A 25,471-nucleotide genomic window follows, 5' to 3' on the forward strand; every position below is an offset into this window, starting at 1 on the left:
GGAAACCGTGCGCTGCGGATCAGCCCGTCGCCTCGTCGACGAAGCACCAGCGCCATGCCTCGCCGGGCTCGAAGCTGCGCATCACGGGGTGGCCCGTCTCGGCGAAGTGACCCGTGGCGTGCTTGCCCACCGACGAGTCGCAGCACCCCACGTGACCGCACGTCATGCACAGCCGCAGGTGCACCCACTGGCTGCCGTCGCGCAGGCACTCCTCGCACCCCGTCGGCGTCAGCGGCTTGGGGTAGTCGCAGGCGACGCGCAGGTGCTCGCACGCCGCGTCGGGGTCGACCGGCGACCGCAGATCGGTCTCCCGGTCGGCCGTCGTCTCGCCCTCCGACAACCGGTCGAGGATCGACTCCTCGACGTCGAGGGCGTTCATGACCCGCTGCAGGATCGACTGGTCGACGCTGCCGAGGTCGCGGATGCGGAGCAGCTCCTCGCGCTCCTTGCGCAGCATGCTCGCCCTCAGCCGTGAGTACTGGGCGCTCGGCGTCTCGAGCCCGCCGAGGCGCTCCCACACCGCATTGGTGCGGTCGGTGGCGCGCTCGCGCAGGCGGTGCATGACGTCGTCGCCGACCGTCCCCTGCACCTCCTCGTCGAGGTAGGCCTTGCCCGCATCCGTGACGGCCTGGTAGATCGTGGCCTCCTGCAGGTGGTCCTCGTGGACGTCGGGCCCCGGCACGCCGAGCACCCGCACGAGCGTCGGGATCGTCAGCCCCTGCACCATCAGCGTCCCGACCGTCACGACGAACGCGATGAGCACCAGCACCTCGCGCTCCGGCACGCTCGGCGGCAGGAGGAACACCGCGGCGAGCGTCACCACGCCGCGCATGCCCGTCCACGCGACCATGAAGATCGTCCGCGGATCGGGCGTGGGCTCGGCGGCGGCGATCCGTGGCACGAGCCGTGGCAGGTACGTGGCCGGGAACACCCAGACGAATCGCAGCACGATGACGGTCGCCAGCACCGCGAGGCACGTGACCGTGATGCGGGTCGCCGACAACGTGCTCTCGTCGAGGTCGTTGACGATCGAGCGCACCTGCAAGCCGATCAGCAGGAACACCGCGTTCTCGAGGACGTACGAGATCGTCGCCCAGTTGGTGCGCTCGAACAGGCGCGAGGCCCCCGACTGGATGAGCGGCGACTTGTGGCCCAGGATCACGCCGGCGACGACGACCGCGAGGACGCCGGACGGCTGCGAGTCGAGACCCTTGACGTGGATCTCCTCGGCCGGCAGGTAGGCGATCCACGGCGTCAGCAGCGATACCGCGACGTCGGTGACCTCGTCCTCGATGTAGCGACGGATGCGGCCGACGACGAGCGCGACGACCAGTCCGATCGCGATGCCGCCCGCGGCCGACACGACGAACCCGGCACCGGCCTGCCAGACACTGACCGTCCCGCCGATCGCAGCGATCGAGGTGCGCAGCGTGACGATCGCCGTCGCGTCGTTGACCAGGCTCTCGCCCTCGAGGATCGTCACGACCCGGCGCGGCAGGCCCACCCGGCGGGCGATTGCGGTGGCCGCCACGGCGTCCGGCGGTGCGACGACCGCTCCGAGCGCGAGTGCGGCCGCCAGCGGCACCCCGAGCAGCTGCCAGACGAGCAGACCGACGCCCGCCGTCGTGAACAGCACGAGGCCCACGCTGAGCAGGATGATCGGACGCTTGTTGGCGCGGAAGTCGACCAACGAGGTACGGATCGCGGCGGCGTACAGCAGTGGCGGCAACAGCCCGACCAGGACGATGTCGGGGGTCAGCTCGAAGTCGGGGATGAAGGGTGTGTACGACCCGGCGATGCCGACGACGATCAGCACGAGCGGTGCCGACAGGTTCAACCGACCCGCGATCGCGCTGACCGCGACGACGATGGCCAGCAGGGTCACGAGCGTCAGGGCGGTCTCCACCCGCTCATTCTGTCAGCCCGCGACGGGTGGTGGAGACGCTCTCGCAGTCGTACGGTGAGCAGACGTCACGCACGCCTTCCGGGGGGAAGCCATGAGCCAGCTCGTCGTCCACAGCCACCAGGTCCACCGTCGCACCGGCCGCCATGTGCGCCTCGTGGCCGCGACCAGCGCCGCCGCCGTCGCCGCAGCTCTGCTGACCGTGAGCCCTCCGGCCGACGCCGCAGAAGCGTCCAAGGCCTCGTCGGGGTCGACCGCGCGGGGCACCGGCGGTGCCGTGTCGTCGGTCGACGTCAACGCCAGCCGCGTCGGCCGTGCCGTCCTCGCGAGTGGCGGCAACGCGGCCGACGCCGCCGTGGCGATGGCCTCGGCCCTCGGCGTCGCCGAACCGTACAGCGCCGGGATCGGCGGTGGCGGCTACTTCGTCTACTACGACGCCAAGAAGGACCGCGTCAGCACGATCGACGGACGCGAGACCGCCCCGGCCGGCATCACCGCCAACGCCTTCGTCGACCCCGCCACGGGCAAGCCGTACCCGTTCACGCCGCAGCTCGTGTCGTCGGGCGTCGCCGTCGGCGTCCCGGGCACCGTCGCCACCTGGGACGAGGCCCTCGACCGCTTCGGCACCCGATCGCTCAAGCGCACCCTCGCCCCGTCCATCGAGCTGGCCCGCAGGGGCTTCCGTGTCGACCAGACCTTCCGCAACCAGACGCTCGACAACAAGACCCGGTTCGCGGCGTTCCCCGACACGGCGAAGCTCTTCCTGCCGGGCGGCGACGCCCCGAAGGTCGGCACCCGCTTCCGCAACCCGCAGCTGGCCCGCACCCTCACCGCCATCGCCGATCGCGGGCCGAACGCGTTCTACCGCGGCTCGCTGGCCCGCGAGATCGCGTCGGTCGTCCAGTCGCCGCGCAAGGACCCCGCCTCGACGCTGCCAGCTCCCGCCGGCAGCCTGACGGCCAAGGACCTCGCCGGGTACCGCGTGAGGAACAGCAAGCCGACGCACGTCCGCTACCGCGGCCTCGACGTCTACGGCATGGCGTCCTCCTCGTCCGGCGGCACCGCCGTCGGTGAGGCGCTCAACATCCTCGAGACCTACCGCCTGGGCGGCGGCAAGCGGACGCCGCGCAGCCTGCACCTCTACCTCGAGGCGTCGGCCCGCGCTTTTGCCGACCGCGCCGCGTACGTCGGCGACCCCCGCTTCGTGAAGGTCCCGACCGCCAGGCTGACGTCGCAGGCCTTCGCCGACTCACGCCGCTGCACGATCGACGACGCGTTGGCCTCGGTGCGCCCCGTCGCGGCGGGCAGGCTCTACGCGAAGGGCTGCGGCACCGTCGTCGCGCAGGACAAGCCCGACACCGAGAACATCTCGACGACCCACCTGTCGGTCGTCGACAAGTGGGGCAACGCCGCGGCCTACACGCTCACGATCGAGCAGACCGGCGGCTCCGGCATGACGGTGCCCGGTCGGGGCTTCCTGCTCAACAACGAGCTGACCGACTTCACCGCGGCGTACGACCCGGCCGACCCCAACCGGATCGTCCCCGGCAAGCGTCCGCGCTCGTCGATGTCGCCGACGATCGTGACCGACCGCGGGCAGGTCAAGTACGTCGTCGGCTCCCCCGGCGGCGCGACGATCATCACGACCGTCCTGCAGATCCTGGTCAATCGCATCGACCTCGGCATGACGCTGCCCGAGGCCGTCGCCGCACCACGGGCGTCGCAGCGCAACTCCGCGTCGACCCCGGCCGAGCCGGCCTTCATCCAACGCTACGGGCCGGCTCTCGGCCGGTACGGGCAGCAGCTGACCCCGTCGGGAGACACCTTCACGTCCGCCGCCGAGATCGGGGCCGCGGCCACAATCGAGGTGGGACGCGGCGGGACGCTCACGGCCGTCGCGGAGCCGAAGCGCCGCGGAGGCGGCAGCGCCCTGGTGGTCAAGCGACGCTGACCGCGGCGGCTGCCGACCCTCCGCAAGATGTCGGCACTTCTGGACGCCAAACCGGGCCGGGGACGTCCAGAAGTGCCAACATCTTGATGGGGCGGGGCTACCGGCCTACTTGTAGGGGACGCCGGCGGCCTTCATGTCCTTGCGCAGCTCGGGCGGCAGCGCGAAGATCAGGCTCTCGTCGGCGGTACGCACGGCATCGGCGTCGGGGTGCCCGTGCGCGCTGAGGAAGCCCAGGACGTCCTGCACGAGGTCGTCGGGCACCGACGCGCCGGACGTGACGCCGACCTTCTCGACGCCCACCAGCCAGGCCTCGTCGAACTCGGAGATGTCGTCGATGCGGTAGGACGCCTTGGCCCCCGCCTCGAGGGCGACCTCGACGAGGCGCACCGAGTTGGACGAGTTGGCCGAGCCGACGACGATGACGAGGTCGGCGTCCTTGGCGATCTCCTTGACCGCGACCTGGCGGTTCTGCGTGGCGTAGCAGATGTCGTCGCTGGGCGGATCCTCGAGCTGCGGGAACTTCTCACGCAAGCGTCTGACCGTTTCCATGGTCTCGTCGACGCTGAGCGTCGTCTGCGACAGCCACGACAGCCGCGTGCCCTCGGGGAACTCGAGGTCGTCGACGTCGTCGGGCGTCTGCACGATCGTGATGTCGTCGGGTGCCTCGCCGGCCGTGCCCTCGACCTCCTCGTGCCCCTCGTGCCCGATCAGCAGGATGTGCTTGCCCTCGCTCGCGAAGCGTCGGGCCTCGTGGTGCACCTTGGTGACCAACGGGCAGGTCGCGTCGATCGTCTTGAGGCTGCGCTCGGCTGCCTCGGCATGCACCATCGGCGAGACGCCGTGGGCCGAGAACACGACCGTGGCACCCTCGGGCACCTCGTCGAGCTCCTCCACGAAGATCGCGCCACGGGCCGCCAGGTTGTTGACGACGTGCTTGTTGTGGACGATCTGCTTGCGGACGTAGACGGGCGCGCCGTACAGGTCGAGCGCCTTCTCGACCGTGATGACGGCCCGGTCGACGCCGGCGCAGTAGCCGCGCGGGTCGGCGAGCAGCACGCTGCCGCCGACGGGGGGCATGCCGAGAGTGACCGTTGAGGACATGGCCCCATGGTAGGCGATGGGGCCATGTCGACCCCGACTGCCAAACGTCCCGGGACCGCAGGGCGATCAACCTCACACGTCCCCGGCGAGACTCATTCGTCATCGGTCTGTAATGTTCTGCGGCGTTGGCCTCACCAGGTCGGCACTGCGTACGCGCCGAGGCCCGTCACGTCCGCAGTCATCGATCCAATAGCGACGGGCATGGAAGACCCAGCAGTGCGGCTCGTCCCGAGCCTTGGGGTTAATCGGTTCCACCGACAGGCATCCTTCGCGCCTGAACCCGACAGGTCATCTTTCACAGGCGTGCACGAAGGAATCCTGCATATGCGTTCTCACGCACGAATTTCTGCGAGCCTCGCGCTCGGTTCGGCCCTCGTTCTCACCGGTCTCGCCGGTCCCGCCTTCGCGGAGGGCTCGTCGGCCGTCAAGGTCAGCAAGGTCAGCACCGCCAAGGAAGTCATCAGCGAGGCCAAGCAGCTCAAGGGCAAGCCCTACCGCTACGGCGGCGCGACCCCCAGCGGCTTCGACTGCTCCGGCTACGTCCAGTACGTCTACAAGCAGGCCGGCAAGAAGATCGGCCGCACGTCGGGTGCCCAGCTCTCCGGCGCCAGCATCCCGAAGAGCAAGAAGAAGCCCGGCGACATCCTGATCTTCATGCGCGGCGGCACGGCCTACCACTCCGCGATCTACGCCGGCGACGGCAAGATGTGGGAGGCGCAGCGCACGGGCGTTCCGGTCGGCAAGCACGGCATCTGGTCGTCGGGCTACGTCGTCCGTCGTCCTGCCGGCACCGTGACGGTCGCGAAGACGTCGGCCAAGGAGGCTTCGTCCACACCCGCGCCGAGCTCGCTCGGGGCAGGGACGTACGCCCCCTAGTCTTGGGCCATGGCCCTCGACACCAGTGCGGACACCCCCGCACCGCTGCGTCAGATCTCGCAGCTGCTCGACGGCTACATCGGCCGCCTCGGCGCGGTGTGGGTCGAGGCGGAGATCGCCCAGCTGACCCGTCGGCAGGGCATCTGCTTCCTGACGCTGCGTGACCTGCAGGCGAAGATCTCGATCGACGCCAAGTGCCACGTCAGCGTGCTCGACGCCTCGCCGGTCCCCGTCACGGAGGGCTCGCGGGTCGTCGTGCACGCCAAGCCGGCGTTCTACGCACCGCGCGGCAGCCTCTCCCTCGACCTGCGCGAGATCCGACCGCAGGGCGAGGGAGAGCTGCTGGCGCAGCTCGAGCGGCGGCGACAGCTGCTCGCGGCCGAGGGCCTGTTCGACCCGCGGCTCAAGAAGCCGTTGCCGTTGCTGCCGCGCGGCATCGGGCTCATCACGGGACGCGCCTCGGCCGCCGAGCGCGACATCCTCGAGAACGCCCGGCTGCGGTGGCCCGACGTGCACTTCGTCGTCCGCCACGCACTCATGCAGGGCAACGACTCGGCCCGCGACGTCATGGCCGCGCTGCGGCAGCTGTCGGACGACCCGTCGATCGACGTCATCGTCATCGCCCGGGGCGGCGGCTCGGTCGAGGACCTGCTGCCGTTCTCGGACGAGGCGCTGATCCGCGCGGTCCACGCCTGCCCCGTGCCCGTCGTCAGCGCGATCGGGCACGAGCCCGACACCCCGATCCTCGACCTCGTGGCCGATCTGCGGGCGTCCACGCCCACCGACGCCGCCAAGCGCATCGTCCCCGACGTGCGCGAGGAGCTGGCCGGCGTCGCGATGATGCGCGAGCGTGCGTCCGTCGCGATCCGCTCGATCCTCGAGCGCGAGGTGCGCGGCCTGGCCGACATCCGCTCGCGCCCCGTGCTGGCGCAGCCGTCGACGTTGGTCGACGCCGAGCAGTCGCTCGTCCACGACTGGCGCGACCGGTCGCGACGCTCGCTGGGCCACCGCCTCGACCGCGCCGGCGACGAGGTCGGGCACCACCTCGCCCGGGTGCGCGCGCTCTCCCCCCTGGCGACGCTCGAGCGCGGCTACGGCGTCGCGCAGCTGCCCGACGGCACCGTCGTCACCTCGATCGCCCAGGTGTCGCCCGACGCCGAGCTGACCATCCGGGTCGTCGACGGCTCGATCGCCGTCCGCACCCTGACCACCCACCCCACCCCGACCGGCGAGGACCCCCATGGCTGACGCCACGACACCCGACCAGGCCACCACGCCCGACCAGACGATCGGCTACGAGCAGGCGCGCGACGAGCTCATCGCGGTCGTCGGACGTCTCGAGCAGGGCGGCACGAGCCTCGACGAGTCACTGGCGCTCTGGGAGCGCGGCGAGCAGCTGGCAGCGATCTGCCAGCAGTGGCTCGACGGTGCCCGTGCCCGGCTGGCCAAGGCCACCGATCAGGACGTCGACAGCGACGCGATGTAGTCCTCGAGCACGGCCCGCGACGCCGAGGTGTTGACCAGCGTCGTGAGGCCGTCCTCGTTGCGCAGATACGTCCACCGGCCGTCGGGGCCCGAGCGGACGTTCCACACCTGGCCCGCGACATCGGCCGTGCCGACGCTCTTGCTGTCCTGGGCGAACCGGTCGACGGCCCGCTCGTTGGTGCCCCGCAGCTGCTCGAGGCCCACGTAGTCGTCGGTGTCGGTCAGGACGCCGAGATGCCACCCGTTCTCCTGGAACCGTGCGGACGTCGCCCGCCATCCCTGGGGCAGCCCGGTCGGCGCGGCCAGCGCGAACGTCGCCGCGGGGCGCGCCTGCTCCACGACGGAGACGTAGTCGACCGTCTTGACATTGGTCTCGGGGTCGGACGTGAACAGCTGTCCGATGCCGTACAGCGCGACCACGACCGCGCCGATCACGACGACGGAGCGGATGATGTCGCCGATCGCGGGATTGCCGCGGGACGAAGCGTTCGAGCTCATCGGACCACGTCCTCCACCTCAGCGACGTACGGACGACGTCGGCGCTGCCACTTTACGGGGCCGCTGCACGACGTGGGCCGTGCCACCTCGTCGCCGACCCACACCCGGTGCCCGACCGCTAGTATGTGGCCGTGGACAGCCTCAAGCCCGCCGCCCAGGCCCCGGATCGCAACCTCGCCCTCGACCTGGTCCGCGTGACCGAGGCAGGAGCCATGGCCGCCGGCCGGTGGGTCGGCCGCGGCGACAAGAACGGTGCCGACGGCGTCGCGGTCAACGCGATGCGCTCGCTCATCAACACCGTGCAGATGCGCGGTGTCGTCGTGATCGGCGAGGGCGAGAAGGACGAGGCCCCGATGCTGTTCAACGGCGAGGAGGTCGGCGACGGCACGGGTCCCGCGTGCGACGTCGCGGTCGACCCGATCGACGGCACCACGCTGACCGCCAAGAGCCTCCCCAATGCCGTCTCGGTCATGGCCGTGGCCCCCCGCGGCTCGATGTACGACCCGTCAGCCGTGTTCTACATGGAGAAGCTGATCGCCGGGCCCGAGGCCGCCGACGTCGTCGACATCCGCCTGCCCGTCGCCGAGAACATCGCCCTGGTCGCCAAGGCCAAGGGCATCTCCCACAGCGACGTCACGGTCTGCGTCCTCGACCGTCCCCGCCACCAGGGTCTCGTCGACGAGATCCGGGCGGCCGGTGCGCGCATCAAGTTCATCATCGACGGCGACGTCGCCGGCGGCATCACGGCGGCTCGTCCCGACACCGGCGTCGACCTGCTGGTCGGCATCGGCGGCACCCCCGAGGGCATCATCACGGCGTGCGCGATCAAGGCGATCGGCGGCACGATCCAGGGCAAGCTGTGGCCCGTCGACGACGACGAGCGCCAGCGCGCGATCGACGCGGGGCACGACCTCGACCGGGTGCTGCACACCGGCGACCTGGTCGACGCCGACGACTGCTTCTTCGTCGCGACCGGCATCACGGACGGCGAGCTCATGAACGGCGTCCGCTACGGCGCGGGCAAGGCGTACACCGAGTCGCTCGTCATGCGCTCGCGCAGCGGCACGATCCGCAAGATCACCAGCGAGCACCAGCTCGGCAAGCTCAAGGCCTACTCGGCGATCGACTACGAGCGCTGAGCCACCTCCGCCCGGGCGGCGGACGGACGGCGTCCGCCCCGTGCGGGTCGTACGATCGTGGACATGTCCGTCACCATGTCCGATGAGCTCTTCGCATCGCTGCCGTCCGGCATCGACATCTGCTACCAGACGTTCGGCGACCCCGCGGATCCCGCGGTCCTGCTGATCATGGGCCTCGGCGGGCCCATGGGCTGGTGGCCGGCACCGTTCTGCGAGCAGCTGGCCGAGCGGGGCTTCTTCGTCATCCGCTACGACAACCGCGACACGGGTCGCTCGACCAAGCTGCGCCAGCACCGGGTCGGCCGCTCCGACGTCGTCCGCGCCTTCACTGGCCTGCCGATCGTCGGCCGCGTCTCGGTGCCCTACTCGATCAGCGACCTGGCGGCAGACGCCGTGGGCCTGCTCGATCACCTCGACATCCCCCGCGCCCACATCGCCGGCGTGTCGATGGGCGGCATGATCGCGCAGACCATCGCGATCGAGCATCCGTCCCGCGCCCTCACCCTGACCTCGATCATGTCGACGACCGGACGACGCACCGTCGGCTTCCAGAACCCCAAGGTGTTCCCGGTGCTGCTGTCGTCAGCGGGACGCACCCGCGACTCCTACGTCGAGCGCTCGCTCAAGGGATCGAAGGTCATCGGCTCCCCCGCGTTCCCGTCCGACGACGCCATGGCCCGCGACCGCGCCTACGAGACGTACGACCGCGGGTGGACCGCGAGCGGCGTGACCCGTCAGATGCTCGCCGTGCTGACGCAGCCCAACCGCACCGCGGCGCTGCGCGGGCTCGACCTGCCGGCACTCGTGATCCACGGCCTGAACGATCCGCTGGTGCACCGCTCCGGGGGCAAGGCCACCGCCGACGCGATCCCGGGTGCCGAGCACCTCGAGATCGCCGGCATGGCGCATGACATGCCGGCACAGCTCTACTCCACCTACATCGACGCGATCGCCCGCACGGCGGCTCGGGCCTCCGACTCCGCCGAGCGATGAGCCCCGCCCCGTGAGGCACAACCCGCGGCACGCCACGACCGACGAGCAGGTCGCGCGCCAGATCATCGACGACCACCCGTGGGCGATGCTGGTCAGCCAGCGCGACGGGGTGCCGGTCGCGTCCCACTACCCCGTGCTGCTCGACGAGTCGGACGAGCTCGCGCTCGTGACGCACGTCGGCAGGCCGGACGACCGACTCCACGACTTCGAGGCCGGCCAGGTGCTGGTCGTCTTCCAGGGAGCGCACGGCTACGTGTCGCCGAGCTGGTACGTGCCCGGCGCGAGCATCGCGCCGACCTGGAACTTCAGTGCCGTCCACTGCTGGGGCACGCCCCAGGTGCTCGACGCCGAGGCGAATCTCGCGGTGCTGGAGCGGCTGACGGCGCACTTCGAGCAGCACGTCGACGAGCCGATGTGGCTCGACCCCGTGGCGGCCGCTCCCCTGGCCCGCGGCACGGTCGGGCTGCGCATCCCGGTCGAGCGCTTCACGTGCAAGGTCAAGATGAGCCAGGACAAGGACGTCGTGTCGGTGCAGAACGTCATCGACCGGCTGCGGGCACCGGGTCCCTACCGGCAACCGCGGCTGGCGGACGACATGGAGCGCGCTCGCGCCGACAGCATCGGACACGCATCCACGGACTGAATCGGTCGGCATCGCCGCAAATGATGCCCTAGGCTTCGATCCATGTCGCACGTACGGATCTCCGATGCCGCCCGGTTCCTCGGCGTCAGCGACGACACCGTCCGCCGCTGGATCAGCGGCGGATCGCTCGCGTCGGTCACCGACGCCTCGGGACGCATGGCCGTCGAGGGGCGTGAGCTCGCACTGTTCGCCCAGCAGCAGGCCCGCACGGCCCTCGACCCGTCCGGCTCGGCCAGCTCGGCCAGCTCGGCGCGCAACCGCTTCGTCGGGCTCGTCACGGCCGTCAAGGCCGACACCGTCATGGCGCAGGTCGAGATGCAGTGCGGCCCGTTCCGCGTCGTGTCGCTCATGAGCAGCGAGGCCGTCGACGAGCTGGGGCTCGAGACCGGCAGCGTCGCGGTGGCCGTCATCAAGTCGACCAACGTCATCATCGAATCCCTCGAAGGACAGTCATGAAGCGCATCATGGGCCTCGCGGCCGCGGCCCTGCTCCTGACCACGACCGTCGCCGCGTGCGGGTCGTCGGACGACGCGTCCCGAGGCGCCGACGCCCCGAAGGCCACGACCATCACGGTGTTCGCGGCAGCGTCCCTCAAGGGAGCGTTCACCGAGATCGGCGCTGAGTTCGAGAAGGCCAACCCCGGCGTCACCGTCACGTTCAACTTCGCCGGCTCGGCCGATCTCGTGTCCCAGATCCAGCAGGGTGCCCCCGCGGACGTCTTCGCGTCGGCCGACACCAAGAACATGGACAAGGCGACCGGCGACGACCTCGTCGACGGGACGCCCGCCGACTTCGCCACCAACACCCTCGAGATCGCCACGCCGCCGGGCAACCCCGCGAAGATCGACTCGCTCGACGACCTCGCGCGCAAGGGCGTCAAGGTCGTGCTGTGCGCCCCCGAGGTGCCGTGCGGTGCCGCTGCCGTCGGCGTGGAGCAGGCCAGCGGGGTCGACATCGCGCCCGTCAGCGAGGAGCAGTCGGTCACCGACGTGCTGGGCAAGGTCATCTCCGGCGAGGCCGACGCGGGCCTCGTCTACGTCACGGACGTCAAGGCTGCCGGCGACCAGGTCGTCGGTGTGACGTTCCCGGAGTCGGGCGACGTCGTCAACACCTACCCGATCGCATCCCTCGCGGGCAGCAAGAGCCCCGAGGCGGCTCGGGCGTTCGCCGAGTTCGTGACCGGCACGAAGGGCCAGGCCGTCCTCGCGGCGGCCGGCTTCGCGAAGCCCTAGGGTCGACGCATGGCCTCGGCGAGCTGGTCGGGCGTGCCCCGCTGGGTGTGGGTGCCCGCCGGGGCGGGGGCACTGTTCATCGTCCTGCCCCTGGTCGCGCTGGCCACCCGGGTCGAGTGGGGCAGCTTCTGGTCGCTCATCACGTCCGAGTCGTCCCGGCAGGCGCTGCTGCTGAGCCTGCGGACGTCCGGGGCGGCGACGGTGCTGTGCGTCGTGCTGGGCGTGCCGATGGCCCTCGTGCTGGCCCGCACCTCCTTCAGGGGTCAAGGCCTGCTGCGCTCGCTCGTGCTGCTGCCGCTGGTGCTGCCACCCGTCGTCGGCGGCATCGCGCTGCTCTACACGTTCGGCCGCAGGGGCCTGCTCGGCGAGACGATGGACGTGCTGGGGCTGCAGATCGCCTTCTCCACCACGGCGGTCGTCATCGCCCAGACCTTCGTGTCGCTGCCGTTCCTGGTCGTGAGCCTCGAGGGGACGCTGCGCACCGCGGGGCAGCGCTACGAGGTCGTCGCCTCGACGCTCGGCGCGCGACCGACGACCGTCCTGCGGCGGGTCACGCTGCCCTTGGTGCTTCCGGGGCTGGCCGCCGGCGCGGTGCTGTCGTTCGCCCGCGCGCTCGGCGAGTTCGGCGCGACGATCACGTTCGCCGGCAGCCTGGAGGGCGTCACCCGCACCCTGCCGCTCGAGATCTACCTGCAGCGCGAGACCAATCCCGACGCGGCCGTGGCGCTGTCGCTGGTGCTGGTCGTCGTGGCGGTGCTGGTCATCGGCTTGGTGCGCGGCACCCGTGGGAGCCAGCCGTGAGCCTGTCACTGTCGGCGACCGTCACGGCCCGTGACGTCGAGGTCGCGCTCGACGTCGAGGACGGGCAGACCGTCGCGGTCCTCGGGCCCAACGGCTCCGGCAAGTCGACGCTCCTGTCCGTCGTGGCGGGCATCCTCCGGCCCGATGCAGGACGGGCAACCCTCGACGGGCACACCCTGTTCGACGTCGCGGCGGGCACCTGGCTGCCGCCGCACGAGCGCGGCACCGCGCTGCTGGCGCAGGACCCGCTGCTGTTCCCGCACCTGTCGGTGCTCGACAACGTCGCCTTCGGGCCCCGCAGCAGCGGCACCGGACGGGCCGCGAGCCGCGAGGTGGCCCGCGCCTGGCTCGACGAGGTCGAGGCCGGCGACCTCGCGGGCCGAAGGCCCGCCGGCCTGTCGGGCGGACAGGCACAGCGGGTCGCGATCGCGCGAGCGCTCGCCGCCGATCCGCGGTTGCTGCTGCTCGACGAGCCGATGGCTGCCCTCGACGTCACCGTCGTCCCGGCGATGCGACAGGTGCTCCGGCGCGTGCTGGCCGGACGCAGCGCCGTCATCGTCACGCATGACGTCCTCGACGCCCTGCTGCTGGCCGACCACGTCGTCGTGGTGGAGGCCGGACGCATCGTCGAGCAAGGTCCGACCAAGGACGTCCTCGCCCGCCCCCGCAGCACGTTCGGGGCCGGCATCGCGGGGCTCAACCTCGCGCGCGGACCCGTCGAGAACAGCGCGGTACGGACGTCCGGTGGCCTCCTCGTCGCCGGCCTGCACGGCGACCGGGTCGTGCCGGAGGGCACCGCGGCGGTCGCGGTGTTCTCGCCCGGGGCCGTCAGCGTCCACCGCGAGCGTCCCGGCGGGAGCCCGCGCAACGTCTACCCTGCGGTGGTGCGCGAGCTGGAGCCACGGGGGTCGCAGGTGCGCATCCGCACCGACGAGATCGCGGCCGACGTCACGGTGCCCGTCGTCGCCGAGCTCGACCTCGCGCCGGGCACTGAGGTCTTCCTCGCGGTCAAGGCCAGCGAGGTCGCGATCTACGAGGCGTGAAGGCATCCGCACTGCGCCGGGCATCCGTCCGCGAGATGCTGGGTCACGTCCCTGACCCTTCTCCCGGACGGATCCCGTGTCACGACTGCGGCAAGCGCTCCGGCAGGTGCTGGGCTCACGGCGTGCGCTCGGCATCTCAGCCGCGCTCGCCCTGCTCGTCGTCGCGGCGCTGGTCGACGTGCCGGGACGCCTCGCGGCCGTCGCACCGTCCGACCCCGCACCGTCGGCGTCCCCCTCCCCCTCACCCATCTCGACGGGCACGGCCGATCGCGGACGCCTCAGCAACCTGACCAACGCCGACAACCAGCAGCTCGACCAGTGCCCGCCGGGCAGCACGACGCTCGCACGCTGCGGCACGGCCCCGCCGCTGGGACCCGGCGCGTGGCTCAACACTCCCGGCGGCACGCCGGTCAGCCTCGACGACCTGCGCGGTTCCGTCGTGTTGGTCGACTTCTTCTCGAGCTCGTGCATCAACTGTCGGCGGGCCAGCCGCTACCTGAACGAATGGCAGCAAACGTACGGCGACGCAGGACTGCGCATCGTCGGCGTCCACAGTGCCGAGTTCGCCTTCGAGAAGGACGATCGCCAGCTCGCCCGCACGCTCGACCAGCTGGCCGTCACCTTCCCGGTGCTGCAGGACCAGAGCTTCGCAACGTTGACCGACTACCGCGCCCAGGTGCTGCCCTCGACGTACCTGGTCGACGCCACCGGCACCGTGCGGGCGATCTCGATCGGCGAGGGCGGGGCCGTGGGCACCGAGGAGCTCATCCGCCGCCTGCTGGTCGAAGGCGACCCCGCCGTCGACCTCCCCGACCGGGTCGGCGGGCTCGACGACGGTGAGGACCCCGGGGCCGACACGACCCCGCAGATCAACCTCGGCGCGTCGGACGGACGGCGCGTCGACGGCGAGTCCGACACCGTCATCGGCGACGACACGCGTTTTCGCCTTCCGCCGTCGCAGCCGGAAGGCACATTCAGCTTCGGCGGCCTCTGGACGGTCGGCTCCGAGAGCTCATCTCCCCGCAACTCCGCCGTCGCCCGCGTCAGCTACCGGGGGCGCTCGGCCTACCAGCTGGTCGCCGGTGACGGCACGCTCGTCGTGACGACCTCGGACGGGCTCACCAGGCAGATCGTGGTCGACGGCCCACCGCAGCTGCTGCAGCTGCACGTGTCCGACCTGTTCGCGCGCGAGACCCTCACGGTCCGCTACGAGGGCGAGCTGCAGGTCTACGCGTTCTCGTTCGGCTGAACCCGTCAGGCCTCTGTCTAGGGTGGTGCCATGGATGAGGTGGTCGTTCGCCGACGCGACGACGGGGCCCTCGAGCTGCGGGTCAACGGCGTGTTCGTGATGGACGACGTCGAGACGACCTCCGAGTGCCTGCTGGCCCGCACGGCCATCGATGCCGGTGCCCGCCGGGTGCTGGTCGGCGGACTCGGACTGGGGTTCACGACCCGTGAGCTTCTCGGCGGCCCCGACGTCGAGCGGGTCGTCGTGGCCGAGCTGCACCGCGAGATCGTCGACGCGATGCGCAGCGGGACGATCCCGGGTGCCGACCTGCTCGACGACCCACGCCTCGACGTCGTCGTGGGCGACGTGCGCGACGTCGTCGCCGCGCAACCGTCCGCCTCGTTCGACGCGATCCTGCTCGACGTCGACAACGGCCCCGACTTCCTCGTGCACGATCAGAACGCGGCGGTCTACGGCCCCGGGTTCGTCGCGACGTGCGCCGACCGTCTGACGTCCGACGGCCGGCTCAGCGTCTGGTCGATGGCCGACTCCGCCGCCGTCCGCGCGACCCTCGCCGAGCACTTCGTCGACGTCGTCGCCGACGCGGTCGACGTCCGCCTGCAGGGCCGTGACGAGCGCTACTGGATCCTCACCGGTCACGCGCCGTGGACCAGCGATATCGTGCCGACATGACCGACACCACCGAGTACCGCATCGAGCACGACACCATGGGCGAGGTCCGCGTGCCCGTCAACGCCCTGTGGCGAGCGCAGACCCAGCGCGCCGTCGAGAACTTCCCGATCTCCGGCACGCCCATCGAGTCCGCACAGATCCGCGCGCTCGCGCAGATCAAGGCCGCGTGCGCCAAGGCCAACGCCGAGCTCGGCATCCTCGACCAGGACATCGCCGACGCGATCGTCGCGGCGGCCGACGAGGTCGCGACGGGCGCCCACGACGCGCACTTCCCGATCGACGTCTTCCAGACGGGCTCCGGCACGTCGAGCAACATGAACACCAACGAGGTCATCGCGACCCTCGCGACCAAGGCCCTCGGCAAGGACGTGCACCCCAACGACCACGTCAACGCCTCGCAGTCGTCCAACGACGTCTTCCCGACCTCGATCCACGTCGCCGCGACCGCCTCGGCGACCCACGAGCTGATCCCCGCGCTCGACCACCTCGCGACGTCGCTGGAGGCCAAGGCCGCCGAGTTCGCATCCGTCGTGAAGTCGGGCCGCACGCACCTCATGGACGCCACGCCCGTCACGCTGGGCCAGGAGTTCGGTGGCTACGCCGCCCAGATCCGTCGCGGCATCGCCCGCGTGGAGTCGGCGCTGCCGCACACCGCCGAGGTGCCCCTGGGCGGCACGGCGGTCGGCACCGGCATCAACACGCCGATCGGCTTCCCGCAGCGGGTCATCGAGATCCTGGCCGCCAGCACGGGGCTCCCGATCACTGAGGCCGTCGACCACTTCGAGGCCCAGAGCGCGCGTGACGGCCTGGTCGAGATGTCCGGACAGCTGCGCACGATCGCCGTCAGCCTCACCAAGATCTGCAACGACCTGCGCTGGATGGGTTCGGGTCCCCGCACGGGTCTCGGCGAGATCGCCCTGCCCGATCTGCAGCCCGGCTCGAGCATCATGCCCGGCAAGGTCAACCCCGTCCTGCCCGAGGCGACGCTGATGGTCGCCGCGCAGGTCATCGGCAACGACGCGACGATCGCGACCGCGGGTGCGTCCGGCTCGTTCGAGCTCAACGTCATGCTGCCGGTCATCGGCCGCAACATCCTGGAGTCGATGCGCCTGCTCGGCAACTCCTCGCGGGTGCTGGCCGACCGCTGCATCGACGGCATCACCGCCAACGAGGAGCGCTGCCTCGAGCTGGCCGAGTCGTCGCCGTCCGTCGTGACGCCGCTCAACCGCTACATCGGCTACGAGAACGCCGCCAAGGTCGCCAAGACCGCGGTCAAGGAGAAGAAGACGATCCGCCAGGTCGTCGTCGAGATGGGCTTCGTCGAGCGTGGCGAGGTCTCCGAGGCCGACCTCGACACGGCCCTCGACGTCATGAGCATGACCCACCCCTGACCCATCCCCTCGCTGACGCGTGGGTTGCGCCCCACTGAGGCGTGGGTTGCGCCCGTCGCAACCCGCGCGTCGGTAGGGCGCAACCCACGCGTCGGCGGTGGTGTGGGGTCAGCGGCGTTGGGCGAGGACGTAGCCGTCGCGGTCGAAGATGACGTCGTAGGTGCCGCCGTGCGCCTGCTCGGCGTAGGCCTTGACGTCGGTCGGCGACCCGATGCCGGCGTCGAGGTCGAACAGCACGTAGTCGGGACGGGCGCTGCCGATCGTCCCGAGCCAGTAGACGGTGTGGTCGGTGACCAGGTGGCCCATCAGCCCGATGTCGGCCTCGACCGAGGCCCCGTCGGGCACCAGCGACAGCACCAGACGCGCGGCGTCGGCGCGCGGCGGCTCCCTGTACGTGGCGGGCTCGATCAGCGCCGCCACAGGTGAGCTCACCAGCATGAACGCCCCCACGACCAGGCCCACCGGGGTGGCCCAGCGCAACAGCGGACGGCGCCGGATCGCGTCGATCATCGCGACGAACACGATCGGCATCAGCACCAGCGAGTAGTGCCACTCCGTGCCCCAGTAGAACGGGACGTCGCCGGCGAACCTCCACGCGAACGTCGGCAGCACCACCAGCACCCACGGCGAGGCCAGCGCCGCGAGTCCCGTGATCGCTAGGGTCAGCACGACCGTGGCCAGCTTGCGGTCGGACGCCTCGAGCAGCGTCGCGACGATCCCGCGGTCGCCGCCGAGCGTCCCCGAGTACGCGTACGAGCCACCGGCGTTGAACGCCGGGACGATCACCAGCAGCACCAGCGCCATCGCCGCGATCGCACCCGCCGCCAGTGCCGTGCCCCGCCGTCGCTCCCCGGCCAGCCACAGGACCGCGCCGATCATCGCCACCGTCAGCCCCATGTCCTCCTTGACCAGCAGCAACGGCACCGACCACATCACGACGCGCCCGAACCGTCGATCGACGTAGGCCGCTCCCGCCAGCGCCAGCAGCGGTGCAGCGAAGGCCACCTCGTGGAAGTCGGCCTCGACGGCCGACTGGATGCCGAACGACAACGCGTAGGCGACGCCGATCGCCACACCCGTCACCGTGCCCAGCGTGCGCATCCCGAGCACCGCGATGACGTACACCGACACCGCGATCAGGACGACCTGGGCCAGCAGGATCGTCTGCGCCGACGGGAACAACCGGTAGAACGGCGCGATGAGGGCCGTGACGGGCGAGAAGTGATCGCCCAGGATGTTGAAGCCCGGCCCCTTGATGTCGACGATCGGCGCGCCCCAGCCGGCGTAGCTCTTGACGGCCTGCTCGAAGATCGCGTTGTCGAACGAGGCGATCGTGAACCGGTCGAAGCGCACCAACGACACGACGGCGTAGACGACAGCTGCGGCCAGCGCCAGCAAGGCGGCCAGCAGGTGCTGCGGACGGGTCGCCGTCATCGCGGAAGCGTGAGGTTCTCGCCCGTCTGCGGGTCGAACACGTGAATCCTCTGCCGCGGGATCACGACACGGATCGACATGCCGGGCTTGACGGCGCTCTCGGCGGGCAGCTGCGCCACGAGGAAGCTCTGGAACAGGTCGAACTCGAGCAGCTCCTCGACCTCGCCCATCACGGCCTCGATCTCCGGCTCGATCTCGTAGCCCAGATAGGCGAACTGCGAGCTGCCGCGCCACTCGATGTCGTCGATGCGGGTCGTGAACTCGACGCGATCGTCCACCGTGGCACCGCCGGGTCCCGTCGCGTCGATGCAGTGCTCCGGACGGATGCCGGCCACGACGAGGGTGCGATCGCCGATGCGCTCGATCAGGTCGTCGTCGAGCAGCATCGTGCCGAGCGGCATGACGAGCTGCTGTCCCGCCGGCACGGCCGGCACGAGGTTCATGGGCGGCGAGCCGAGGTAGCCGGCCACGAACATGTCGGCCGGCCGGTCGTACAGCTCGCGGGGCGTGCCGACCTGGTGGATGAATCCCTGGTGCATCACCGCGACGCGATCGGCCGTGCTGAGTGCCTCCTCGACGTCGCTGGTCGTGAAGATCGACGTGCGCTCGGCCTCCTGCTGCCACTGCGTCGTGACCGACCGGACGTGCGTGCGGACGCGCTCGGACTGCGCCGTGAACGGGGCGTCGAACAGGTAGACCGTCGCTTCCCGCACCAGCGAGCGACCGAGCGCGACCCGCTGACGCTGGGCGGCGTCGAGGTCGGCCGGGCGGACGTCGAGCAGAGCGGTCAGCGCCAGCAGCTCGGCGACCTCGTGGATGCGGTCGGACAGCGCCTCCTTGTCGACCCCCTTGCGCAGCAGCGACGAGAACGCGAGGTTGTCGAAGACGTCGAGGTGCGGGTGCAGGGCGAAGTCCTCGAACACCATCGAGATGTCGCGCCCCCGCGGGTCGACCGCGTTGACGACGATGTCGTCGATGAGGATGTCGCCGGACGTCTGCTCCTCGAGCCCGACGATCGTGCGGAGCAGCCGCGACTTGCCAGCCCCCGGGGGGCCCGTGATGGCCAGGGTCGTCCCGGTCGGCACAGTGAGGGTGATGTCGTCGAGCAGCGGACGACCGCCGGTGCCGTCGGTCGTGACGTGGCTGAGCTCGATGGATGTCATCGGTAGGACCTTCCGAGGAGGTGGTTGATCCGGCGTGGGAGGACGAGCAGGAGGGCCAGCGGCAGCAGGAGCCACAGCAGGCCGGCGGCGGCGACGGCGCTGGACCCGTCGACCTGCCCAGAAGCCACGAGCAACGTCGCCGGCAGCGGCAGGCTGGGACGATCGGGCGCGAGGCCGGCACCGATCGCGAAGTCGTTGCACGCGGCCACGAACACCAGGAGCGTCACCGTGACGACGCCGGGGCCGAGCCGCGGCACGGCGAACTGCCGCAGCGTCTGCGACCGGCTGGCCCCGTCGGCGCGCACCGCGTCGAGCAGGCCCCACGAGACGTCGCGCATGACCGTGACGCTCAGCCACACCGCCAGCGGCAGCGTCACCACGAGCGTGGGGACGACCAGCGCCAAGCGAGAGCCGTAGGCGCCGAGGTCGATGAGCTGCGCGGCGTACGGGCCCGACAGGGCCAGCACCGGCATCAGCAGGGTCGCGACGACGAAGCCGTAGACGATCCGGCGGCCGCGCATCGGCAGCTGCACCAGCGCGTAGGCCGCGGGCACCGCCAGCAGCATCGACACGATCGTGGCGAGCAGCGCGACCAGCAGCGAGGTGCCGGCCGCGGAGCGCAGCGTGTCGGACGAGAGCGCCCCGTCGAAGGCCGCCCACGTGACGTCCTGCGGCATCAACGTCCTCGGCGTCACCCCGGACGGCGTCGTGGCGACCGTGAACGTCCACAGCATCGGCACGAGGGTGAACACGGCGAACAGCTCGACGCCGAGGATCGCCCAGAACGACACCGCGCGGGTCGTGTCGGCGAACAGGACGCCCGCCGCGCCCGTCAGCATCAGGACGACCGACACGGCGATCCACGCCCACTGGTCGGGGCGGGCGATCATCAGCACGCCGTAGTTGCCCGCCGCGAAGCCCAGTGCGAAGGACGTCGCGGAGGCCCAGAGGCGGGACCGCACGGAGGGAGTCACACGACCCTCCTGACCCGCAGGACCGGCACGAGGAAGGCCGCGAGCAGCGCAGCCAGCAGCAGGAGCACGATCGACATCGCAGCACCGAGACCCGTCTCGAACGAGCTGAAGGTCGTGTCCCAGACGACGAACGGCGCGGTGCGCACGTCAGCCCCGGGCTGGTCGACCACGAGCGGCCCCTCGAGCATCCGGAAGGCGTCGAGCGCGCGGTAGGTGACGGCGACGGCCACGGCAGGACCCATCGCGGGCAGGATCACGCGAGTCAGCCGCTGCAGGCCCGTGGCACCGTCCGCGACGGCCGATGCCAGCAGGCTCGACTGCACCCGCAGCAGACCTGCCAGCAGGATCACGGCCGTGATGCCCGTGCCGCGCCACACCTCGCCCAGCGACACCGCAACGAGGGCGCCGAGCGGGCCGGTGTCGTCGAGCCGGAACCACGAGGCCGCGAAGCCCGTGGTGACGGCGTCGCGCCACATGACCGCCGAGACGATCGCGAGCATCCCGAACGGCAGCAGCACCAGCACGCGGGTGACAGGCCAGGCGGCACCCAGGCGGCGCAGCGCGACGGCGAACGCCATGCCCAGCACGAGCTGCAGCGCCACCACCAGCACGACGATCACGAGCGTCGCGGCGACGGCCAGCCACCACGTGCGGCTGGAGACGATGTCGACGTAGTTGTCGACGCCGACGAAGCGTCGGTCGTCGGGGCTCGTGAGGTTCGACCGCGAGAGCGACGTCCACAGCGCCCGACCGAGGGGCACCGCGGTGACGAGCAGCAGCACAGCCACGGCGGGGGCCGACCAGCGCCAGCCCCTCATCGGATCGTCCCCTCGACGGCGGCCTCGACCTCGGCCTGCGAAGTCTGGGGTGTCGCGTCCTGGGTCACCGAGGAGACCGGCGACCAGGTCTCGTCGAGGGCGTCGACGACGTTGCCCCACCACGGGGTCACTGGCACCGTCACGCCCGTGGTCGCCGCTGCCCGGGCGACATCGGCGCTGCGGAACGCCTGCGCGACGGCCGGGTCGTCCAGCACCGCCAGACGGCTCGGGGTGTGCTGGGGGCCGGTCGCGAGCGCCTGCAGCGACGTCGCCGAGGTGAGGCAGCCGACCGCCTCGAAGGCCTGGGTGCGGTCCTTGGCGTGCCGCGGCACCGCGAGCCCGACGCCGGCCATGGGGGCGACACTGGTGTTGCCGACCACGGGGTACGCAGTGGCCCGCATGTCGGCCTGCACGGCCGCGAGGGCCGGATCGGCGATCGCGGACGTCGAGGCGAGCAGGAAGCCGCCGTTCGCGCCCGCGAACCGCGCCAGCGCGTCCGACGAGGGACCCGGACCGACTCCGGCCTCGTCGTAGAACTCCACGACCGAGGCCGCGGAGCGCCCGGCGTCGGAGTCTAGGCCGACCGTGGTCGAGCGGCCCTTGCCGGACACCAGGGCACCGCCGCTGCCGGCGACCAGCCCGTTGACCCACTCCGACAGCCCGCTGCCGTCGCGGTCCTCGATCTCGACCGTGACGCCGAGCCTCTGGGCACCCGCCACGAGGTCGTCCCAGCTGATCGGTTGCGTCGTGTCGAGCCCGGCGCGCTCGGCCGTGTTGCCGCGGAACCACAGCACCTGCGGGTCGAGGAACCACGGCGCGGCCACCAGACGTCCGTCGTGGGTGGCCGCCGCCAGCGCGGCCGGGGTGACGCCGTCGCTCAGGGCAGCGACCTGCGCCGTCGGCACCGGGGCGAGGAACCCGGCCGAGGCCAGCTCGGCGGTCGAGGACGTGTCGAGGCTCAACAGGTCCATCGACGAGTCCTTCGCGAGCAGGCGACGCACCAGCAGGGCGCGCCGGGCCCCGACATCGGCGGGCAGCTGCTCGACCTCGATGCGGTAGTCGCTGCCGGCCTGGTCGTTGCACGTCGCGGCGAGCGCAGCGGCATCGAGCCGGTCGGGACCGACGTACCAGCTGACGACCGGCAGGTAGGGAACGTTGTCGTTCGCGCCTCCGCAGGCAGCGACGGCGCACGTCATCGCGACGGCAGCCACTCCCGCCGTGCGGTGCCTCCACCGACGAGCGGCTCTCCCGGGTGCCCTCACGGGCGCAACTTTGCCACAGACGCGGGGCATGGCCGGCGCGGCGCGACCGACCTAGACTTCGACGATGACCACAGATGAAGGCGTCCACCAGCACATCGCCGACCTGGTCGCCGAAGAGAAGTCGCTCCGCGACCAGCTGGCGTCCGGCGAGATCACCCCGGGCGAGGAGCACACGCGTCTCAACGCGCTCGAGGTGCAGCTCGACCAGGCCTGGGACCTGCTCCGTCAGCGCAAGGCGCTGCGCGAGACCGGAGGGTCGCCCGACGACGCCTCCGAGCGCTCGCCCTCGGTCGTCGAGAACTACCTGGAGTAGACGGCGGACGCGGACCCGGCAGCTGCCGGACCCGCGTCGGCGGTCGTGCTGTGCCCAACCTCAGAGCGAGACGTCCTCGAGCATCTCGGTGACGAGCGCCGCAACGGGCGAGCGCTCGGAGCGCGTCAGCGTGACGTGCGCGAACAGCGGGTGGCCCTTGAGCTTCTCGACGACCGCGACGACGCCGTCGTGGCGTCCGACCCGCAGGTTGTCGCGCTGCGCCACGTCGTGCGTCAGGACGACCTTGGAGTTGGAGCCGATGCGCGACAGCACTGTGAGCAGCACGTTGCGCTCGAGCGACTGCGCCTCGTCGACGATGACGAACGAGTCGTGCAGCGAGCGTCCGCGGATGTGCGTCAGCGGCAGCACCTCGAGCATCCCGCGGTCGAGGATCTCCTCGATGACGGCCGGGGAGGCGACGGCACCGAGCGTGTCGAACACCGCCTGCCCCCACGGCCCCATCTTCTCGGACTCGCTGCCGGGCAGGTATCCGAGCTCTTGTCCGCCCACCGCGTACAGCGGGCGGAAGATCACGACCTTCTTGTGCTGACCGCGCTCCATCGTCGCCTCGAGCCCGGCGCACAGCGCCATCGCCGACTTGCCGGTGCCGGCGCGGCCGCCGAGCGACACGATGCCGATGTCGGGGTCGAGCAGCAGGTCGAGGGCGATGCGCTGCTCGGCCGAGCGGCCCTTGATGCCGAAGGCGTCACGGTCGCCACGGACGAGCTGCACCTCCTTGTCGGCCGTCACCCGGCCGAGGCCGCTGCCCTTGTCGGACAGCAGCACGAGGCCCGTGTGGCACGGCAGGTCGCGGGCCTCCGGCAGGTCGAGCGTCCCCTTCTCGTAGAGGTCGTCGAGGTCGAGGCTGTCGATCTCGAGCTCGCGCATGCCCGTCCAGCCCGACTCGAGCGCCAGCTCGGCGCGGTACTCCTCGGCGACGAGGCCGACCGCCGAGGCCTTGACGCGCATCGGCAGGTCCTTGGAGACGATCGTGACGTCGAGGCCCTCATCGGCGAGGTTCTTGGCGACCGACAGGATGCGGGTGTCGTTGTCGCCGAGCCGGAAGCCCGACGGCAGCGAGGACGAGTCGGTGTGGTTGAGCTCGACCCGGATCGAGCCGCCCTCGTCGCCGATCGGCAGGGGCACGTCGAGGGTGCCGTGGAGGACCCGGAGGTCGTCGAGGAAGCGCAGGGCGCTGCGGGCGAAGTAGCCGAGCTCGGGATCGTGCCGCTTGCCCTCCAGCTCGGTGATGACGACGACCGGGATGACCACCTCGTGCTCGTGGAAACGGTTGACGGCGTTGGGGTCCGCGAGCAGGACACTCGTGTCCAGGACGTACGTGCGGCGGGTCGTGCCCTGCTTCGATGACGTGCGCGGTGCAGCCACAGCTGTCTCCTCAACGGGCCCGCGCGCGCCTACGCCGGCCCTACTCGTGGGTAGGTGATCCAGGCTCAAGCGCGAGCGTCAACACACCTCGAACGTACGACCGACGAACAGCGATTTCCGGCACGACACGCAGAACGAATATGACGCCCACGTGAACATCCGCCCCACCCGCCGCAGGACGTCAGACTCGCCCAAGCCACGTGGCGACCACGAGCCGAGCGAGCGCAGCGAGCGAAGGCAGTGACCCGGGCGAAGCCCGGCAGCCGTGAGGAACGAACGGCTGGAGCGGCGAGGAACGAGCCGCGTCACGCTCCGAAGCGGCGCTCTCGTGACGCGTACGAGCGCATCGCGCGGAGGAAGTCGACGTGGCGGAACGACGGCCACAGCGCGTCGCTGAAGTAGAACTCCGAGTGCACGCTCTGCCACAGCAGGAAGCCCGAGAGCCTCTGCTCGCCGGAGGTGCGGATCACGAGGTCGGGATCGGGCTGTCCGCGCGTGTAGAGGTGCTCGGCGATGTGGTCGACCTCGAGGGTCTCGGCGACCTCCTCGAGCGACCGCCCCTTGGACGCCTGGTCGAGCAGCAGCGACCGCATCGCGTCGGTCAGCTCCTGGCGTCCCCCGTAGCCGACGCAGATGTTGAGCCGCATCTCCTGGACGTCGCCGGTCGACTCCGCCAAGCGCTTCATGCGGGCGGCCGACTCCGGCGGCAGCATGTCGAGGTTGCCGATGACCGCCAGCGGCCAGCGTCGCTCGTCGGCGATCTGCTGCATCAGCGTCTCGACGGCCGCCAGGATGCTGGCGACCTCCTCGGCCGGACGCTGGAGGTTGTCGGTCGACAGCAGCCACAGCGTCACGATCTCGACGCCGAGGTCGTCGCACCACTGGGCGAACTCGATGATCTTGTCGGCGCCGGCCTGGTAGCCGGCCTCGAACTTCGCGCCACCGCGCTTGGCCCAGCGCCGGTTGCCGTCGACGATCGCACCGACGTGATGCGGGAGACGGGCGGGGTCGAGGCTCTTGGCGAGACGGCGCTCGTACACGCCGTACGCGAGATCGCTGACACCCATGACGGAAGAGTAGCCCCGAGGACGGTCGGGGCGGTCGCGCGACCGGGAGGTTGCCACCCGTGCCCTACGCTTCGGGC

25 protein-coding genes and 1 riboswitch are annotated in these 25,471 nt (G+C 71.1%); of the genes, 15 read left to right on the top strand and 10 right to left on the bottom strand.

What is annotated here, in order from left to right:
* Positions 1-19 precede the first annotated feature (19 nt).
* A complete protein-coding gene (locus JOF40_RS00555) occupies positions 20-1,906 on the bottom strand; it encodes a Na+/H+ antiporter (RefSeq protein WP_129183130.1) in 1,887 nt (628 codons plus the stop codon).
* A gap of 91 nt (positions 1,907-1,997) precedes the next feature.
* On the opposite strand from JOF40_RS00555, the gene ggt reads away from it, so the two are divergent.
* Complete coding sequence (gene ggt / locus JOF40_RS00560) at positions 1,998-3,854, top strand: gamma-glutamyltransferase (protein WP_129183132.1); 1,857 nt, start codon at positions 1,998-2,000, stop codon at positions 3,852-3,854.
* 105 nt (positions 3,855-3,959) lie between these two features.
* Here ggt and JOF40_RS00565 read toward each other — a convergent pair whose 3' ends face one another.
* Positions 3,960-4,955 carry a 4-hydroxy-3-methylbut-2-enyl diphosphate reductase gene (locus tag JOF40_RS00565; protein WP_129183134.1) on the bottom strand — a complete coding sequence of 332 codons (996 nt, stop codon included), beginning with the start codon at positions 4,953-4,955 and terminating at the stop codon, positions 3,960-3,962.
* Positions 4,956-5,099: 144 nt separating this feature from the next.
* Positions 5,100-5,274, top strand: a riboswitch (cyclic di-AMP (ydaO/yuaA leader).
* A gap of 5 nt (positions 5,275-5,279) precedes the next feature.
* Between JOF40_RS00565 and JOF40_RS00570 the strand changes: the two genes are divergently transcribed.
* From JOF40_RS00570 to JOF40_RS00580, 3 genes are read left to right on the top strand one after another with little or no spacing between them, the layout of a single operon-like run.
* Positions 5,280-5,831, top strand: a complete 552-nt coding sequence (locus JOF40_RS00570; protein ID WP_188111750.1) for a C40 family peptidase — start codon at positions 5,280-5,282, stop codon at positions 5,829-5,831.
* A 9-nt stretch (positions 5,832-5,840) separates the two neighbouring features.
* Complete coding sequence (gene xseA / locus JOF40_RS00575) at positions 5,841-7,079, top strand: exodeoxyribonuclease VII large subunit (RefSeq protein WP_129183137.1); 1,239 nt, start codon at positions 5,841-5,843, stop codon at positions 7,077-7,079.
* Positions 7,072-7,317 (top strand): exodeoxyribonuclease VII small subunit, encoded by a 246-nt coding sequence (locus tag JOF40_RS00580; RefSeq protein ID WP_129183140.1) that lies wholly within the window; start codon positions 7,072-7,074, stop codon positions 7,315-7,317. Before xseA ends, JOF40_RS00580 begins: the two co-directional genes overlap by 8 nt.
* Here the strand turns inward: JOF40_RS00580 and JOF40_RS00585 are convergent.
* A complete protein-coding gene (locus JOF40_RS00585) occupies positions 7,290-7,814 on the bottom strand; it encodes a DUF4245 domain-containing protein (RefSeq protein WP_129183142.1) in 525 nt (174 codons plus the stop codon). The two genes, JOF40_RS00580 and JOF40_RS00585, sit on opposite strands and share 28 nt — an antisense overlap.
* A gap of 131 nt (positions 7,815-7,945) precedes the next feature.
* Between JOF40_RS00585 and glpX the strand changes: the two genes are divergently transcribed.
* From glpX to JOF40_RS00635, 10 genes are all read left to right on the top strand, one after another.
* Positions 7,946-8,953 carry a class II fructose-bisphosphatase gene (gene glpX / locus JOF40_RS00590; RefSeq protein ID WP_129183144.1) on the top strand — a complete coding sequence of 336 codons (1,008 nt, stop codon included), beginning with the start codon at positions 7,946-7,948 and terminating at the stop codon, positions 8,951-8,953.
* 63 nt (positions 8,954-9,016) lie between these two features.
* Positions 9,017-9,946, top strand: coding sequence for an alpha/beta fold hydrolase (locus JOF40_RS00595; protein WP_209674291.1), 930 nt, complete (start codon positions 9,017-9,019; stop codon positions 9,944-9,946).
* A 10-nt stretch (positions 9,947-9,956) separates the two neighbouring features.
* Complete coding sequence (locus JOF40_RS00600) at positions 9,957-10,589, top strand: FMN-binding negative transcriptional regulator (protein WP_209674294.1); 633 nt, start codon at positions 9,957-9,959, stop codon at positions 10,587-10,589.
* A 42-nt stretch (positions 10,590-10,631) separates the two neighbouring features.
* Positions 10,632-11,045 carry a TOBE domain-containing protein gene (locus JOF40_RS00605; RefSeq protein ID WP_129183148.1) on the top strand — a complete coding sequence of 138 codons (414 nt, stop codon included), beginning with the start codon at positions 10,632-10,634 and terminating at the stop codon, positions 11,043-11,045.
* On the top strand, positions 11,042-11,821 hold the full coding sequence (modA, locus tag JOF40_RS00610) for a molybdate ABC transporter substrate-binding protein (RefSeq protein ID WP_129183150.1): 780 nt from the start codon (positions 11,042-11,044) through the stop codon (positions 11,819-11,821). Before JOF40_RS00605 ends, modA begins: the two co-directional genes overlap by 4 nt.
* A 9-nt stretch (positions 11,822-11,830) precedes the next feature.
* A complete protein-coding gene (locus JOF40_RS00615; RefSeq protein WP_129183152.1) occupies positions 11,831-12,622 on the top strand; it encodes an ABC transporter permease in 792 nt (263 codons plus the stop codon).
* Positions 12,619-13,665, top strand: coding sequence for a sulfate/molybdate ABC transporter ATP-binding protein (locus tag JOF40_RS00620; protein ID WP_129183154.1), 1,047 nt, complete (start codon positions 12,619-12,621; stop codon positions 13,663-13,665). Before JOF40_RS00615 ends, JOF40_RS00620 begins: the two co-directional genes overlap by 4 nt.
* A 76-nt stretch (positions 13,666-13,741) precedes the next feature.
* Entirely contained in the window at positions 13,742-14,914 is a 1,173-nt protein-coding gene (locus tag JOF40_RS00625) for a redoxin domain-containing protein (protein ID WP_129183156.1), read from the top strand.
* A gap of 30 nt (positions 14,915-14,944) precedes the next feature.
* Complete coding sequence (locus tag JOF40_RS00630) at positions 14,945-15,586, top strand: spermine/spermidine synthase domain-containing protein (RefSeq protein ID WP_129183158.1); 642 nt, start codon at positions 14,945-14,947, stop codon at positions 15,584-15,586.
* On the top strand, positions 15,583-16,977 hold the full coding sequence (locus JOF40_RS00635; RefSeq protein ID WP_129183160.1) for a class II fumarate hydratase: 1,395 nt from the start codon (positions 15,583-15,585) through the stop codon (positions 16,975-16,977). Before JOF40_RS00630 ends, JOF40_RS00635 begins: the two co-directional genes overlap by 4 nt.
* Positions 16,978-17,085: 108 nt before the next feature.
* On the opposite strand, the gene JOF40_RS00640 is transcribed toward JOF40_RS00635, so the two are convergent.
* The 5 genes from JOF40_RS00640 to JOF40_RS00660 are packed head-to-tail and all read right to left on the bottom strand — an operon-like array spanning position 17,086 to position 22,628.
* Positions 17,086-18,411: a DUF2079 domain-containing protein gene (locus tag JOF40_RS00640; RefSeq protein WP_129183162.1), complete on the bottom strand. Its 1,326-nt coding sequence runs from the start codon at positions 18,409-18,411 to the stop codon at positions 17,086-17,088.
* Positions 18,408-19,574 carry an ABC transporter ATP-binding protein gene (locus tag JOF40_RS00645; RefSeq protein WP_129183164.1) on the bottom strand — a complete coding sequence of 389 codons (1,167 nt, stop codon included), beginning with the start codon at positions 19,572-19,574 and terminating at the stop codon, positions 18,408-18,410. The genes JOF40_RS00640 and JOF40_RS00645 overlap by 4 nt, the downstream gene beginning before the upstream one ends.
* Positions 19,571-20,548 carry a carbohydrate ABC transporter permease gene (locus JOF40_RS20120; protein WP_129183166.1) on the bottom strand — a complete coding sequence of 326 codons (978 nt, stop codon included), beginning with the start codon at positions 20,546-20,548 and terminating at the stop codon, positions 19,571-19,573. The genes JOF40_RS00645 and JOF40_RS20120 overlap by 4 nt, the downstream gene beginning before the upstream one ends.
* The gene (locus JOF40_RS00655; protein WP_129183168.1) at positions 20,545-21,366 is read right to left on the bottom strand and encodes a carbohydrate ABC transporter permease; all 822 of its coding nucleotides are present in this window, start codon (positions 21,364-21,366) and stop codon (positions 20,545-20,547) included. The genes JOF40_RS20120 and JOF40_RS00655 overlap by 4 nt, the downstream gene beginning before the upstream one ends.
* Positions 21,363-22,628, bottom strand: a complete 1,266-nt coding sequence (locus JOF40_RS00660) for an extracellular solute-binding protein (protein ID WP_188111749.1) — start codon at positions 22,626-22,628, stop codon at positions 21,363-21,365. Before JOF40_RS00660 ends, JOF40_RS00655 begins: the two co-directional genes overlap by 4 nt.
* A gap of 64 nt (positions 22,629-22,692) precedes the next feature.
* On the opposite strand from JOF40_RS00660, the gene JOF40_RS00665 reads away from it, so the two are divergent.
* The gene (locus JOF40_RS00665) at positions 22,693-22,941 is read left to right on the top strand and encodes a DUF2630 family protein (protein WP_129183172.1); all 249 of its coding nucleotides are present in this window, start codon (positions 22,693-22,695) and stop codon (positions 22,939-22,941) included.
* Positions 22,942-23,001: 60 nt separating this feature from the next.
* On the opposite strand, the gene phoH2 is transcribed toward JOF40_RS00665, so the two are convergent.
* On the bottom strand, positions 23,002-24,327 hold the full coding sequence (gene phoH2, locus JOF40_RS00670; RefSeq protein ID WP_129183174.1) for an RNA 5'-3' helicase PhoH2: 1,326 nt from the start codon (positions 24,325-24,327) through the stop codon (positions 23,002-23,004).
* 305 nt (positions 24,328-24,632) lie between these two features.
* The gene (locus JOF40_RS00675) at positions 24,633-25,394 is read right to left on the bottom strand and encodes an isoprenyl transferase (RefSeq protein WP_129183176.1); all 762 of its coding nucleotides are present in this window, start codon (positions 25,392-25,394) and stop codon (positions 24,633-24,635) included.
* Positions 25,395-25,471: the final 77 nt, after the last annotated feature.

Origin of the sequence: Aeromicrobium fastidiosum (assembly GCF_017876595.1) — a bacterium.
In the GTDB taxonomy this organism is placed as follows: domain Bacteria; phylum Actinomycetota; class Actinomycetes; order Propionibacteriales; family Nocardioidaceae; genus Aeromicrobium; species Aeromicrobium fastidiosum.

Bases quoted from the DNA above. Each gene is read 5' to 3' on its own strand.
- ggt (WP_129183132.1), top strand. From the start codon at position 1,998: ATGAGCCAGCTCGTCGTCCACAGCCACCAGGTCCACCGTCGCACCGGC.
- JOF40_RS00565 (WP_129183134.1), bottom strand. From the start codon at position 4,955: ATGTCCTCAACGGTCACTCTCGGCATGCCCCCCGTCGGCGGCAGCGTG.
- JOF40_RS00570 (WP_188111750.1), top strand. From the start codon at position 5,280: ATGCGTTCTCACGCACGAATTTCTGCGAGCCTCGCGCTCGGTTCGGCC.
- xseA (WP_129183137.1), top strand. From the start codon at position 5,841: ATGGCCCTCGACACCAGTGCGGACACCCCCGCACCGCTGCGTCAGATC.
- JOF40_RS00580 (WP_129183140.1), top strand. From the start codon at position 7,072: ATGGCTGACGCCACGACACCCGACCAGGCCACCACGCCCGACCAGACG.
- JOF40_RS00585 (WP_129183142.1), bottom strand. From the start codon at position 7,814: ATGAGCTCGAACGCTTCGTCCCGCGGCAATCCCGCGATCGGCGACATC.
- JOF40_RS00595 (WP_209674291.1), top strand. From the start codon at position 9,017: ATGTCCGTCACCATGTCCGATGAGCTCTTCGCATCGCTGCCGTCCGGC.
- JOF40_RS00605 (WP_129183148.1), top strand. From the start codon at position 10,632: ATGTCGCACGTACGGATCTCCGATGCCGCCCGGTTCCTCGGCGTCAGC.
- modA (WP_129183150.1), top strand. From the start codon at position 11,042: ATGAAGCGCATCATGGGCCTCGCGGCCGCGGCCCTGCTCCTGACCACG.
- JOF40_RS00615 (WP_129183152.1), top strand. From the start codon at position 11,831: ATGGCCTCGGCGAGCTGGTCGGGCGTGCCCCGCTGGGTGTGGGTGCCC.
- JOF40_RS00630 (WP_129183158.1), top strand. From the start codon at position 14,945: ATGGATGAGGTGGTCGTTCGCCGACGCGACGACGGGGCCCTCGAGCTG.
- JOF40_RS00635 (WP_129183160.1), top strand. From the start codon at position 15,583: ATGACCGACACCACCGAGTACCGCATCGAGCACGACACCATGGGCGAG.
- JOF40_RS00640 (WP_129183162.1), bottom strand. From the start codon at position 18,411: ATGACGGCGACCCGTCCGCAGCACCTGCTGGCCGCCTTGCTGGCGCTG.
- JOF40_RS00645 (WP_129183164.1), bottom strand. From the start codon at position 19,574: ATGACATCCATCGAGCTCAGCCACGTCACGACCGACGGCACCGGCGGT.
- JOF40_RS00655 (WP_129183168.1), bottom strand. From the start codon at position 21,366: ATGAGGGGCTGGCGCTGGTCGGCCCCCGCCGTGGCTGTGCTGCTGCTC.
- JOF40_RS00665 (WP_129183172.1), top strand. From the start codon at position 22,693: ATGACCACAGATGAAGGCGTCCACCAGCACATCGCCGACCTGGTCGCC.
- JOF40_RS00675 (WP_129183176.1), bottom strand. From the start codon at position 25,394: ATGGGTGTCAGCGATCTCGCGTACGGCGTGTACGAGCGCCGTCTCGCC.